Source organism: Roseateles sp., assembly GCF_036486225.1.
Classification (GTDB): domain Bacteria; phylum Pseudomonadota; class Gammaproteobacteria; order Burkholderiales; family Burkholderiaceae_C; genus Roseateles.
On record NZ_DASVNZ010000384.1, the window covers coordinates 17572 to 31402 of the forward strand.

General features: G+C 67.7%; 10 protein-coding genes. 6 read left to right on the forward strand and 4 right to left on the reverse strand.

Annotation, left to right across the window (positions count from 1 at the left end; all coding sequences use genetic code 11):
• Nucleotides 1-618 carry a hypothetical protein gene (locus tag VF536_RS24770; protein WP_331617607.1) on the reverse strand — a complete coding sequence of 206 codons (618 nt, stop codon included), beginning with the start codon at nt 616-618 and terminating at the stop codon, nt 1-3.
• Between the two features lie 231 nt (nt 619-849).
• Here VF536_RS24770 and VF536_RS24775 point away from each other — a divergent pair, with 231 nt between their 5' ends.
• The gene (locus tag VF536_RS24775) at nt 850-1542 is read left to right on the forward strand and encodes a heavy metal response regulator transcription factor (protein ID WP_331617608.1); all 693 of its coding nucleotides are present in this window, start codon (nt 850-852) and stop codon (nt 1540-1542) included.
• Nucleotides 1539-2936, forward strand: a complete 1398-nt coding sequence (locus VF536_RS24780; RefSeq protein WP_331617609.1) for a heavy metal sensor histidine kinase — start codon at nt 1539-1541, stop codon at nt 2934-2936. Before VF536_RS24775 ends, VF536_RS24780 begins: the two co-directional genes overlap by 4 nt.
• 85 nt (nt 2937-3021) lie before the next feature.
• Here the strand turns inward: VF536_RS24780 and VF536_RS24785 are convergent, their stop codons facing one another.
• The 3 genes from VF536_RS24785 to VF536_RS24795 form a co-directional block, all read right to left on the reverse strand.
• Nucleotides 3022-4797 (reverse strand): S9 family peptidase, encoded by a 1776-nt coding sequence (locus VF536_RS24785; protein WP_331617610.1) that lies wholly within the window; start codon nt 4795-4797, stop codon nt 3022-3024.
• 269 nt (nt 4798-5066) lie between these two features.
• Nucleotides 5067-6314: an MFS transporter gene (locus tag VF536_RS24790; protein WP_331617611.1), complete on the reverse strand. Its 1248-nt coding sequence runs from the start codon at nt 6312-6314 to the stop codon at nt 5067-5069.
• A 67-nt stretch (nt 6315-6381) separates the two neighbouring features.
• Nucleotides 6382-8583, reverse strand: a complete 2202-nt coding sequence (locus VF536_RS24795; protein WP_331617612.1) for a TonB-dependent receptor — start codon at nt 8581-8583, stop codon at nt 6382-6384.
• 256 nt (nt 8584-8839) lie between these two features.
• Between VF536_RS24795 and VF536_RS24800 the strand changes: the two genes are divergently transcribed.
• The 4 genes from VF536_RS24800 (at nt 8840) to VF536_RS24815 (ending at nt 13827) form a co-directional block, all read left to right on the forward strand.
• Nucleotides 8840-9745 carry a helix-turn-helix transcriptional regulator gene (locus tag VF536_RS24800; protein ID WP_331617613.1) on the forward strand — a complete coding sequence of 302 codons (906 nt, stop codon included), beginning with the start codon at nt 8840-8842 and terminating at the stop codon, nt 9743-9745.
• A 67-nt stretch (nt 9746-9812) separates the two neighbouring features.
• On the forward strand, nt 9813-10988 hold the full coding sequence (locus VF536_RS24805; RefSeq protein ID WP_331617614.1) for a DUF2817 domain-containing protein: 1176 nt from the start codon (nt 9813-9815) through the stop codon (nt 10986-10988).
• On the forward strand, nt 10985-12295 hold the full coding sequence (locus tag VF536_RS24810; RefSeq protein ID WP_331617615.1) for an FAD-binding oxidoreductase: 1311 nt from the start codon (nt 10985-10987) through the stop codon (nt 12293-12295). The genes VF536_RS24805 and VF536_RS24810 overlap by 4 nt, the downstream gene beginning before the upstream one ends.
• Before the next feature lie 167 nt (nt 12296-12462).
• Nucleotides 12463-13827, forward strand: a complete 1365-nt coding sequence (locus tag VF536_RS24815) for a glutamine synthetase family protein (protein WP_331617616.1) — start codon at nt 12463-12465, stop codon at nt 13825-13827.
• Nucleotides 13828-13831 lie beyond the last annotated feature (4 nt).

Here is a 13831-nt window from a genome sequence, read left to right on the forward strand (position 1 = left end):
TCACATCGGAGGAACGACGCCGTCCTTGCCGACCACCAGCTGTCCGGAGGACAGGCTGCCGTCAGCCGCCTTCTCGGCGGAGACGAACACGGCGGCGCCGGCGCGCAGGTCATCCGCGGTGGCCTGGATCAGCGTCACGATCGGCGTGCCGTTCTGGATCGAGATCTTCTTTTCCTGACCGTGGTAGGTCAGGGTGACCGTGCTGCCTTCGACCGACTTCACGGCGTTCGACACGGTGGCGTTGGTCATCGAGCTCTTGGGCTTCAGGTCCCAGCCGTAGCTGCCTTCGCCCAGGCCCTTCATCGCGGCCGGGAAGATCAGCACTTCGAGCGCGCCGTCGCCGCCCTGCGCCTTGGGCAAGGAGGCGATGCCGACGTAGTCGCCCTGCTTGATGTCGGTGATGGCCGCTTTGGCGACGGCGTTGATGTGGAAGCCTTCCTTGAGCTTGATCTTGACGACGTCGCCTTCGCGGGCCTTCACCTCCAGGACGTCGCCGGTGCGGGCGATCACGGTGCCACGAACGCGCACGCTCGCATCAGCCGCGAAGGCGACGGCGGGAGCAGCGGCAGCCAGGGCGACGAGGCCGGCGGCGAGGAACGAATGAAGACGTTGACGCATGAGAAATTCCTTCAGAGGGAATGGTGGAGATCGACGCGATGGGCCGACCGATGGGCGTGATCGCTGCGCGGCGCCTCGTGTCGAGGACAGCGCGCAGACAGCAGACCTGCGTTGGAAGCGTCAGGTGTTGCGGTCGAAGCGACTGTAGGAATTTGTCCGCCGGAGGGGGGTGACAGGTCGATGACAAAAACGTCATGCGACGCCGTCTGCAGGAATGCAGAATCCCGTCGCATGAAGATCCTGGTCATCGAGGACGATCCCAAGACCGGCGACTACCTGAAGAAGGGTCTCCGGGAGAGCGGCTACGCCGTCGACCTGTCGCGCACGGGGCGCGACGGCCTGCACATGGCGCTGAACAACGACTACGACCTCGTCGTCCTCGACGTGACCCTGCCCGGCATCGACGGATGGCAGATCATGCCGGCGCTGCGCGAGAAGGGCGACGTGCGCGTCATGTTCCTGACGGCGCGCGACCAGTTGAGCGACCGCATCCGCGGGCTCGAACTCGGGGCCGACGACTACCTGGTCAAGCCCTTCTCCTTCACCGAACTCGTGCTCCGCATCCGCACGCTGCTGAGACGCGGCGTCTCGGGAGACGCCGACGTGTACCAGGTCGCCGACCTCAAGCTGGATGCGCTGCGGCGCAAGGTGACGCGCGAGGGCGTGGAGATCACCTTGACCAACAAGGAGTACCTGCTGCTGCACCTGCTGGTGAAGCACCAGGGGGAGGCGCTCTCCCGCACGCTGATCGCCTCGGAAGTCTGGAACATGAATTTCGACAGTGACACCAACGTGGTCGACGTCGCGATCAAGCGGCTGCGGGCCAAGGTGGACCGCCCCTTCGCGACGCCGTTGATCCACACGGTGCGCAACGTCGGCTATGCGTTCGGCGACGCGCCCGACGAGGACGAGGCCGCGACATGAGCGAACGCTGGTTCCCTCGATCGCTTGCGGTCCGCGTGACCTTGCTGTGCGGCCTGATCGCCTTCGCGATGACCGGCATGCTCGGCGCCTATTTTTTCTTCTTCGCGCGCACGGCCATCAACGCCCACGCGGACGATCAGCTCATCGGCCGGGCCGAGCACTTCCGCAGCCTCGTCGGCGACGCGCGCAACGTGCAGAACCTGCGCGACCAGTCGCTGATGTTCGCTGCTTTGCTGGGCGCGACGACGGACGTGCTCATCCTGCGCCGCGTCGGGGAGCCGGCCTTCATCCAGGTGAATCCGGGCGGCATCGCGGTGCCGGGCACCCTCGCCCTGGTGCCGACGGACCGCCGGATGACGGCCGCGGACGTGCTGCGCACGGAGGATCACCCCCAGATGCATTGGGTGGCCGGCCTGGCGCGATCGGGCATGGACGGCGCGATGGTGGAGGTGCTGACCGGACATCCGCTGGAGAGTGAGCTGGAGATGATCGATCGCAGCCGCTTCCATGTCCTGCGAAGCACGCTGATGTCGATTGCAGTCTCCGTGCTGCTGGTCTACCTGGCCTTGCGCCATGGGCTGCGGCCATTGCGTCGTGTCGCTGCCCACGCCGCGCAGATCCATCCGATCAACCTCTCCATCCGCTTCCCGGAGCATGACGCGCCGCGCGAGTTGCGCGAGATGGTGACGGTGTTCAACGCCATGCTGGATCGCATCGCCCAGGGCTACGACCGGCTGTCCCAGTTCTCGGCCGACCTGGCGCATGAGATCCGCACCCCGGTCGGCGCACTGATCGGGCAGACCCAGGTCGCGCTCAACCGCGTGCGCACGCCGGTCGAGTATCAGCAGCTGCTGGAATCGAATCTGGAGGAACTGACCCGCCTGAGCCTGATCGTGGACAACATCCTGTTCCTGGCGCGGGCCGACCACGCGATGCTCGACATAGCGCTCGCGCCGTTGGCGATGGCCGACGAGCTGCAGGGGATCGCCGATTACTTCGAGGGGCCTGCGGAGGAGGCTGGCCTGCGGTTCTCTGTGCAGGCCTGCGGCACCGCGATGGCCAACGCACCCTTGGTCCGGCGCGCCGTCCACAACCTGGTGGTGAACGCGCTGCGCTACAGCCGTCCGGACACGACCGTGCGCCTGATCGGTGAGCCGCTTGCGTCCGGGGCGCTCATCGCCGTGGAGAACGATGGCGTGTTCATCCCCGCCGAACAGCTCGCGCGCCTGTTCGACCGCTTCTACCGGGCGGACGCCACCGGCGAGCGCCCCGCCGAATCCAGCGGCCTGGGCCTGTCGATCGTGAAAGCGATCATGGACCTCCATCGGGGTCAGGCGCGCGTGACCTGCTCAGAAAGCGGAACCATCCGATTCGAGCTGCGTTTTCCAGCCTGACGAAGTCGCGCTCGCCCTCGCCCTTCGCCGCGCGCCGGGCGACATGGTCCTGATGGCGCAGATCCTGATCAGGACCGGAGCCCCGTCATGACCTCGTCGGGTCATGGCGCTGGAACCAATGGTCGACGAGGTCCACCAGGTCCATCCATTGGCTGGGATGCAGTTCCAGCCCGTGGTTGTTGCCTTCGAAGCTCGCCAGCGCCGCATCCACCCCGCAGAGCTTGAGCGCGGCGTAGTACTGCTCGGACTGGGACATCGGCGTGCGCCAATCCCGCTCGCCGCACATCACGATGGTCGGCGTCTTCACGCGATCGACCACGGACAACGGAGAACGCTTCCAGTAGTCCTCCTGCATGCCGGGCGCCCACGGCGGCGCGGGCCGCCAGTAGAAGGGGTAGTAATCAGGTCGATCCTGGGTGAGCACCGCGCTGGTCCAGTCCATGACCCCATAGATCACCGCCGCCGCGGCGAACCGGTCCGAATGACCGATCAGCCAAGCGGTCATGAGCCCTCCCGCCGATTCGCCGGCCAGGAACACCCGGGCGGGGTCGATGCCGCCCAGGCTCACGACGTGGTCCACGGCGTCGACGATCTGCAGGTCGTCCTGGCCTGGCAGGTCATGGTGCAAGGCGTCGCTGTAAGCCTCGCCGTAGCCCAGCGACCCCCGCGGGTTCAGCATGAGCACCGCGTATCCGGCCGAGGCCCAGATCTGGGGAACGGCGGCGAACTGCGGCCCCCAGCTCAGGTAGGGTCCACCATGCAGCCAGACGAGCAGCGGCAGCGTCTTGTCCGCAGGCGCATCGGGCGGGCGCAGCAGCCAGCCTTGCATGGATGTCGGCGTGGGCGCCCAGAAGGCTTGCGGCCTTGCCAGAGAGCGCTCGCTCAACCAGCTGCCGTGGCTGCTGAGCACGTCGGTGTGATGCCGATGCGCGTCCAGCACCGCGATCTCGTCGCTGCGCCCTTCATGAGCGTCCAGCATCGCGATGTCGCCGTCGCGTGACACGGTGAAGCCCTTCATCCACATCACGTACCCGGTGGACAGCGAGCCGCCGACGCCGCCACGGATCTGCGACCACTCGCCCTGCAGATCCACGCGGGCGAGGCAGCCCTCCCCCTGGTAGGGATAGAGGGCGAGCAGGCCCGAGCTGTCAGGCAGCCATTGCAGTTCCTGATGAATCTCCAATCCTTGCGGATGGGGCAAGGCGCGGGCTTCTCCGCCGGCACGCGGCATCACGTGCACGATGCAGGTATGGAAGGCGCGACGCCGGTTCTTGAAGCCGACAAAGGCGATCCACTGCCCGTCCGGCGACACCACCGCACGGCAGATCACTCCCTTGAACCGGCTCAGCGTGCGCACCGATCCATCGGCAACGCAGAACTCGTGGACCTCCGTGGCCAGCATCGCCTCCGGATCCCAGGGGCCGTCGGGCATGGCCTCTCGCCGCATGGACATCACGACGTATCGGCTGTCGGGTGTCCAGGAGATCCGGCCGGCCAGATTCAGCTTGGTGATGCCGCTCACGGGGCTGCCATGGTCGAACGGATCGACCGTGAGCTGGCGATGACGGCCGCTCGTGGTGTCCATCAGGAAGATCTGGTGGTGGCCATGCGGCAGTTCGTCGGCGTCCACGCCTTCCACGCGGCGCACCAGGCGCTCGGTGTAGCGCGCCGGCTTGGCCCAGCGGGACGTGCGCAAGGCATGCCAGGCGGGCGGCCCGCCCACTCGGCCCGTCGGCGCCGCTTCGCGCACGAGCATCACGAAGGCCAGGGTCCCGCCATCGGGCGACCATGCCAGCCCCTCCGCGGCCTCGGGCAACGTCGCCAGCACGGTGGCCTGCTGCGTGGCGCTGTCCCACAGCACGACCTCGCATCCGTCCGCAGTGCCTCGCGTGAATGCCAGTCGTCGGCTGTCGGGCGCCCATCGCGGTTGCCCTCCTTTGCCGAGGGACTGGGCCTGGCGCGACGCGCGCTCGATGACGCGTACCTGTTCCCCCCAGACGTCTTCTTCCACCCGAGGCTGGATGAGCGTGTGCGCCACCCATCGCCCGTCGGGCGAGATCTGAGGATCGCCAGGAAGGCGGAGCGAGAAGAAGTCTTCGGGATGGAAACCTTGGACTGCCGAGGCCACCGTCATGGGCCGTCTCCTTGAGTGAGGACGGCATCCCGGCGCGCGTTGCGCCAGGCAATGCCGAGATGGACGAAGAGCAGCACGCCCAGCAGCTTCACGCAGAGCATGGCGTACTTCAGGGCCTCGGGGCCCAGCGTGGGGGCCAGCAGGTCGCTGCCGATACCGATCAGCAAGGGGCCGCCACCGGCGCCGAGCAGGGTCATGACCAGCAGGAAGATGGAGGAGCCCAGCACGCGCAGGCGACGCGGGACGCTGCCATGCAGCATGGAAAGCACCGGGCCGTTGGGCATTGCGCCGAAGACGGTGGCCGCGACATGGGCTGCGAACGCGAACTTGAGGTTGGGCGCGAACAGCACGCCGAGGATGCAGGGGAAAGTCAGCAGGTAGGTGAGCATGCAGAACGGCAGCAGCCGCTCGTTGCCGCCCCGACCGATGCGGTTGCCCAAGGCGCCCCCCAGCACGAGGCCGAGCATCGCGCCGGCCGCATAGGCGCCGCCGAAGAAGGCCGCGGCCTCGTCCGGCGCCAGGCCGAACTGGCGGTTGTAGAAACTGGGCATCCACTGCGACAGGCCGTACACGGCGAAGGACGCCCAACTGAACCCGAACATGATGTGCACGTAGGCGGGAAGCCGCCACAACTCACGCACGCCGTCCTTCCATCGAAGCGGCGCCTCGTCGGCTGCGGCGCCCTCCTCGACCGGCACGGCGGGATGGTTGGGCACCAGCCACCACTGCAGCACCGGCGCGACCAGGGTCAGCAGGCCGAACACGACGAAGGCGGTGCGCCATCCATACTGCACGGCCAGCCAGCCGCCCAGCACCAGCGGCAGCGTGCTGCCGACGAAGTCACCCGCCGTGTACACGGCCATGGCACCGGACCGCCTGTGCGGCGGGAAGTGCTCGGCCACCAGGGCCTGTCCCAGGGGCCATGCCGCCGCCGGGCCGGCCCCCGAGACGAAACGGGCCGCAATCAGTTGCCACAGCGCATGGCAGCCGGCCGTCATCATGTTGGTGAGCGCGCAGACCAGCATGCTCAGGGCCAGCACCAGCGAGTTGCCGTATCGGGCGGCCCAGTGCGAGATCGGCAGCGTCAGCAGTGCGAAGGACACCGCCGACCCGTAGCCGGTCAACAGCCCGAGGGCCGAGTCGGAGAAACCGAATTCCGCCTTGATCAGCGGCAGCACGGCCGACAGCAGCGTGCCCCCCGACTGCGAGACGGTATTGACCAGGGTCAGGACGCCCAGCACCACGAGGGCGTGTCCCTTGAGGCCCTGCCTCTCCACGGCCATCGTTCCCACGGCTATCCCCGCCACGCGCTCAGTAGTCATAGCGCAGTGTCACGCCAACGGTCCGGGGACGGATCGGATACCACTGCGTGAAGTTCACCGCGCCCGGATTCTGATAGCTCGAGTAGTTGACGGCGGCGCTGGACTGACCGCGCTTGTCGGTCACGTTCTGCACGAAGGCGCCCAGCTCCCAATGGGTCCAGCCGAAGTTCAATCGCAGGTCCAACGTGGTGTAGGCGGGAAGTTCCAGGTCGGCATCCAGCTGCGCCTTGCGCTTGCCGAGGTACTGCAGCACGGCGCTGACGCTGCCGCTGCTGTCGATCGGACCGGCGAAGTTGTAGCTGGCGTCGGCCGTGGCCTGGAACTTGGCCGAGCCCGGGAGGTCCGTGCCCGAGGCGACATCGCGACCGTTGCCCGAGACGAACGGTGCCTTGATCTGGGCGCTGGTGACGGCCGTCGACAGATTGAGCGCGAAGCTGTTCACCGGCCGCCATCCGAGCGTCGCCTCCAGGCCGTTCGATCGGGCCGAGGCCACGTTGGTGGTCAGGATGAAGCCGTTGGGATCGGATGTGGAAACCTGGATGTCTTTCCATCGCTGCGTGAAGGCGCTCAGCTCCAGCGACAGCTGACGTGAGGGCCGCAGGCGCGCGCCGATCTCATAGTTCCACAGCGAATCGGACTTGTAGGGGATCGATCCCGTCGTGTTGATGCCTCCGAAACGATAGCCGCGCGACGCGGTCGCATAGACGGAGGCCTGCGACGACAACTCGTAGCGCGTGCTGAACCGGGGCGTGGTCCCGCTCTCGTCGCTCTCGAAGCGGGTGAACGGCGCGCCGAAGTTGGAGCGGTCGAAGGTCACGCGGGTCTTGAAGTAGCGCGCGCCGGCGCCCGCCGTCCACTTCGGCGTCAGCTTCCAGTCGAAGTCGGCGAACAGGGAGTTCTCGGTCGCGCTGCCCTGACGCACGGTCTCGAAGTAGACATCGCCCGGCAGGTCGACCGGGTCGTTCGCGCCCGGCAGGGTCACCACCTGCGACCGGAAGAAGTTGACCTTCTGGTGGAACACGCCCACCAGCCAGCTGAGGTCGCCGGTCTCGGTCGGCGCCAGCCGGAACTCCTGGGTGAACCCGTTGGATCGACGGGGCTCGACGTTGATCGCACGATCCACGTTCGGATAGTTCACGCCGCCATACAAGGTGAAGTCGGGCACGAGCAGGTAGGTGACGTCCGTCTGCTGCTCGCGACGCTTGGTCTGGTAGCCGGTGAGCGAGGTGAGCTTGAGCCCGCCCATGTCCCAGTTGGCCTGCAGGCTGCTCAGGTCGATGCGCGAATCGATGCGGGCATCGGTCGGCGTGTCGATGCTGAGCTTCTCCGGATCCGGGAAGACGCCGGAGTCCCCGTTCTGCTTGCTGTGCTGCCGCATGTAGGTGGCCGTCAGGTCCAGCGAGGCGCTGGGCTTGACGGCCAGGATGATCCGGGCCGACTCCGCATCGTTGGCGTTGATGTCCTTGCGGCCGGTGCCTGGGTTGTCCACGTACCCGGCATCCCGCCGTTTCGTCAGCACGACGCGCAAGGCGGCCACGTCGCTGAACAAGGGCAGGTTGGCCATGACGTTGGTGGTGTAGCCCGTCCCCCCCTGCGCCACACTGGACACGCCCGTGAGCACTGAGAACTGCTGCTGCCGCAGCTGCGGCTTGGCGAACAGGTAGCGCACCGCGCCGCCGAGCGAGGCCGAGCCATACAACGCGCCTTGCGGTCCGCGCAGCACTTCCACCCGCTCCAGGTCGAAGGGCGGAACGTCGGGGCTGGAGATGTAGACGTAGGGATCGGTGAACGGGATGTCCTCGATGTAGATCCCCGTGGGGGTCTGACCGAAGATGACGTTGTCGGAGCTCGTGTTGGTGCCGATGCCGCGGATGCTGTAGAGCGCGCCGTCGGCATTGCCCTTGTTGAACTGCACGCCCGGCGTCAGCTTGAAGAGATCCTCCGCGTCCCTGACGCCCATCTGCTCCAGCTTGCTGCCCGACAGCGCGGTGACGGTCCCCGCGACTTCGTCCTGCAGTTGTCGCCGCTTGCTGGAGGTGACTTCGACCCGATCCAACTCGGCGATCGGTTTTCCGATCGGCTTGTCGGCAGTCTTGTCCGCGTCGACCTTCTTGCTGGCCGGGGCCTCGTCGGCCCCCGTCGCGGGCGCGGTCTGCGCCGAGGCACCGAGGCTGATCAGACTGCCGAGCACCAGCAGTGAGCCGTGTAGTGAGCCGTGAAGGGTCTGCCTCGAAACAGGTCTGGAAAAGGGTCGTGAGGGCGATTCTCGAAGGACCATGCAATTTCTCCGAAGTGGGGGCGTTCGGGCTGCTGTCGACAGCGGTGGCCGGGGCCCCCGCATCGCATGGAGCGCATCGTAGGGAGCCTGTCATGCCACTGAAATATCCCCCGCGAGCTAAGCTGTAACCCATGGGTCCGGGCTGCCTGGACGCTGCATGATCCAGGACATGGCCGAGATCCCCGCGTTGCCGAACCGTCCCACCCCTCGCAAGAACCGCCGCCGGACCTGCTTCGCGCTGGCCCTGGATGCCGACGGCATCGATCACCTGGCGGCGATGAACGCCGCCATCGGACTGCCGGGCTTCTTCGCAGCGATGCTGAGCTTCCTGCGCCTGCTGATCGATGCGGAGCAGGGCGTGATGCTGCGATACGCCGTGGATGAACGCCCGTCCTACCTGGCCATCGACGCCCCTGCGGCGCGGCAGCGCGGCGCGCGCGAGGAGGTCTACATCAATGGCCCCTACATCCTGGACCCGGCCTATCAGCTGTTCATGAGCGGCCAGGCCGACGGCGCCTACGCCATGTCCGAGTACGTGCCGGACAACTTCCAGCAAGGGGAGTTCTTCGAGATCTTCTTCCGCAACACGCACCTGATCGACACCATCGACATCTTCTGGCGGATCGACGAGCGCAGCGGCATCGCCATCTGTCTGGGACGGGAGGACGAGACGCCGCCCTTCGAGGCCGCCGAGATCGCATTGATCCGCCACACGCTGCCGCTGCTGTTCAGCGCGCTGCGCCGGCATCACGACCTCGCGGCGCCCGCCGCGCGCGACGAGGCCAACCACCTGGTGCATCGCAAGGTGCAGACCACCATGGAGCAGTTCGGCGCCTCGCTGCTCACGAAACGCGAACGCGAGGTGCTCTTCTACATGCTGAGCGGCTACTCCTCGGAGCAGACCGCGGACCGGCTGCACACCGCCGAGGGCACCATCCGCAACCAGCGCAAGAGCATCCATCGCAAGCTTGAGACGGGGTCCCAGGCCGAGCTGTTCTCGCTCTTCATCCAGTGCATTCCCTTCGCCGATCCCGACCAGCCCGTGGATCCGCTCGTGCAGGTGCAGGCGCGCTGATGCAGGGTTAACTCGTATGCCGGGCCGGCTATGGCCGTCGGCAGGGCTCCTGCCTAGCATCCCATGCATGCTGCAAGCCGACTCCTCCCCCTCCTCCGGCCCGTCCTCCCCTTCCGACCCCTCCGCCCGCTTCCCCGACACCTACGCCGAGGCACGCACCGCCTGGCTGGCAGCAGTCCAGCGGCTGGGCGGCGAGTGGCTGGGCTTCCAACACCCGGGCCTCGGCCCTGACGGTGAGGCTCTCTGGATGGACGCCGCGTGGTTCGGCGCACGCGCGGCGCGGCAGGTGCTGGTCGTGGCCTGCGGCACGCATGGCATCGAAGGGTATGCGGGCTCGGCCGTCCAGACCGCCTGGCTGGCCCAAGGCGGCCCCGCGAATCCGCCCGCCGACACCGCCGTGCTGCTGATCCACGCGGTCAATCCCTGGGGCTTCGCCCATCGGCAGCGGGTCACGGAAGACAACGTGGACCTGAACCGGAACTTCCGCCATCACGGGACGACGCCGACGCCGGACAACCCGGGCTACGACGAGCTGCATCCGCAGCTGGCGCTGGCGCACTGGGACGAGGAGGAGATCGCCCGCGCCTTCGCCGCCATGGACGCCTACCGCGAACGGATGGGCGAGAAGGCGTTCTCCGATGCCTTCAACGGCGGACAGTACAGCCGTCCCGACGGCATCTTCTTCGGCGGCACCAGCCCGTGCTGGGCCAACACGACCCTGCGTGGTCTGCTGCGCAGTCGACTCGCCGGTGCCAGGGCTTGCCTCTTCCTCGACCTCCACACGGGCATCGGTCCTTATGGTGAGCCGTTTTTGATCAACGTCGACCCGCCCGCGTCGCCGGCGCGCGAGCTCGCACTGCGCGTCTGGGGCGAGGAGGCGCTCAGCGGCAAGGGTTCCACCCACAAGGCCCTGGCGACCTTCCAGGGTCTGCTGCTGGACGCCTTCGCCGACGAACTGCCGGACTGCCGCACGTCCGCCGTGGCCATCGAATTCGGCACCCGCGAGCGCCGCGTCATGCAGCGCGCCCACCTGGCGCTGATGTGGCTGCGCCGGCAGACCGGGGACGCCGCCGCAACGCCTGCCGCGCGGGCGGCTCGCGCCGAATATGCCGAAGCCTTCATGCCGAGCGATCCCGGCTGGCGCGACTCGGTCATGCGAGCAGGCACGGTGCTGTGCCGGCAGGCCTGGAGCGCCGTCGCGGACGGCCAACTCCGTGGTTTCATGCCCGTGGAGCGGACATGAACTACCTGGACGAGGACCTGGCACTGGCGCGCCACTCCTACTACCTCGAAGGCACGACGCGAGATCTCGTCCATGCGCCGCTGCAGGGCGAGCAGGACTGCGATGTGGCCATCGTGGGCGGTGGACTGGCGGGCTTGTCCGCCGCCATCGAGTTGGCTGAACGAGGCTTCCGGGTCACGGTGCTGGAGGCACGCGAACTGGGCTCCGGCGCCAGCGGACGCAACGGCGGGCAAGCCATCCACGGATTGGCCTGCGACCAGCGGGAGATCGAGCATCAGCTCGGCGAAACGCGCGCCCGCGAGGTCTGGAACATGAGCATCGAGGCGCTCGACATGCTGCGCGAGCGCATCGCGCGCTTCGACATCGACGCGCAGTGGCGGGACGGTTTCCTCGGCGTGGCCGTCAATGGACGCAAGGCGCGCGGGTTGCTCTCCCACGCCGATCATCTGGAGCGGCATTACGACTACCCGATGAGGCGCATCGCCCGTGCGGATCTGCCCGCCTGGATCGCCAGTACGCGCTACGTCGCGGCGGTGCACGACCCACGTTCCGGCCACCTTCACCCGCTGCGGTACACGCTGGGCGTGGGCCGCGCCGCGGCCTCGCTGGGCGTCACCCTCCACGAACACAGTCCGGTCACCGCCGTGGAACCCGGACGACGCCCCGTGCTTGTCACGGCAAACGGGCGACTGAAGGCCCGCCAGGTGCTCCTGGCCGGCAACGTCTACCTTCAGGGCCTGGCGCCGGCACTGGCCCCGCGCATCATGCCGGTCGGCACCTACATCGCGGCGACCGCGCCACTGCCGCCCGATCAACTGCGCGCGCTCATCCCGTGCGGCGCCGCCGTCTGCGACAACAATTTCGTCCTGGACTACTTCCGACCTTCCCATGACGGCCGCCTGATCTTCGGAGGGCGTGCGAGCTACAGCACGCTCACGCCCTCCGGCCTCGCGGACAGCATGCGCAAGCGCATCGCGAAGGTATTCCCGCCACTCGCGCAGGTGCAGATCACGCATGCGTGGGGCGGCTTCGTCGACGTGACGATGAACCGCGCGCCCGACTTCGGCCGCCTGCCGGCCGCCCGCGGCCAACCCGCCAACATCTACTACCTGCAAGGCTTCTCCGGCCACGGCCTGGCGCTGACCGGACTCTCCGGCCGCCTGGTGGCCGAGGCCATGGCCGGCGACGCGCAGCGCTTCGACACCTTCGCCGCGTTGCGCCATCGCGCCTTCCCGGGTGGCCGCTGGCTGAGGACCCCCGCGCTGGTCGCGGGCATGGCCTATTACCGCCTGAAGGACCTGCTATGAGCCGCACGCCCATCCGGGGATCACGCCGCGCGTGGCAACGCGTGTCCGTACGGGAGCCGGAACCTCCCGACGGCCTCCGCTGACGGCCCCGCCCTCCCCCATCACCGACAGCGCATGCAGCCCGTGCACGGCACGCGGCGGGATGCGCTCGCCCATCGAGAAGCGACATGGACAAGAGCACCTTCACCTTCACCGACCTGGAACACTGGCTGGACCAGCATCGCGTCACCGAGATCGAATGCCTGGTGCCCGACCTCACCGGCGTGGCCCGCGGAAAGATCCTGCCGCGCGAGAAGTTCACCGAGGACCGCGGCATGCGCCTGCCCGAGGCCGTGGTGGGCCTGGGCGTCACGGGCAACTTCCCCGACGAGGGCCCGTACTACGACGTCATCCACCCCACGGATCGCGACATGCACCTGCGTCCCGATCCGAGCAGCGTGCGCATCGTGCCCTGGGCGTCCGACCCGACGGCGCAGGTGATCCACGACTGCTTCGACCGCGACGGAAAGCTGGTGCCCTTCGCGCCCCGTTCGGTGCTGCGTCGGGTCTGCGACCTGTTCGCCGCGGAGGGTTGGACGCCCATCGTGGCGCCCGAACTGGAGTTCTATCTGATCGAGCGCAACAGCGATCCGAACACGCCGCTGAAGCCGCCGCGCGGCCGCAGCGGCCGCGCGGAGACCTCGCGCCAGGCCTACTCGATCGATGCGGTGAACGAGTTCGATCCGCTGTTCGAGGACATCTACTCCTATTGCGAAAAGATGGAGCTCAACGTGGACACCCTGATCCACGAGGTCGGTGCCGGCCAGATGGAGATCAACTTCTTCCACGACGAGCCGCTGGGGCTGGCCGACGAGGTCTTCTTCTTCAAGCGCATCATCCGCGAGACCGCGCTTCGCCACGAGATGTACGCCACCTTCATGGCCAAGCCCATGGCGGGCGAGCCGGGCAGCGCGATGCACATCCACCAGAGCGTGGTGGACCGGGCCAGCGGCCGCAACATCTTCAGCAAGGCCGACGGGTCGCCCAGCCAGGAGTTCCTCTGGTACATCGGCGGACTGCAGAAGTACACCCCCGCGGCGATGGCGCTGTTCGCGCCCTACGTCAACTCCTACCGGCGACTCGCGCGGTCGACCGCGGCCCCGATCAACATCCAGTGGGGCACGGACAACCGCACGGTGGGCATCCGTTCCCCGCTCGCCCTGCCCAACGCCCGACGCATCGAGAACCGGGTGATCGGCGCGGACGCCAACCCCTACGTGGCGTTGGCGGCGACGCTGGCCTGCGGTTATCTGGGCATCCGCAACCGCATCGAGCCCACGCCGGAATGCGAGGGCGACGCCTACCTCGGCGATCACCAGCTGCCACGCTCGCTGGGCGAAGCGCTGGCGTTGCTGGGTGACGAGAAGGACTTGCGAGAGGTGCTGGGCCACGAGTTCATCACGGTGTATTCGGAGGTCAAAGCCCTGGAACACGATGAGTTCATGAAAGTGATCTCTCCCTGGGAACGGGAACACCTGCTGCTGCACGTGTGAGGGC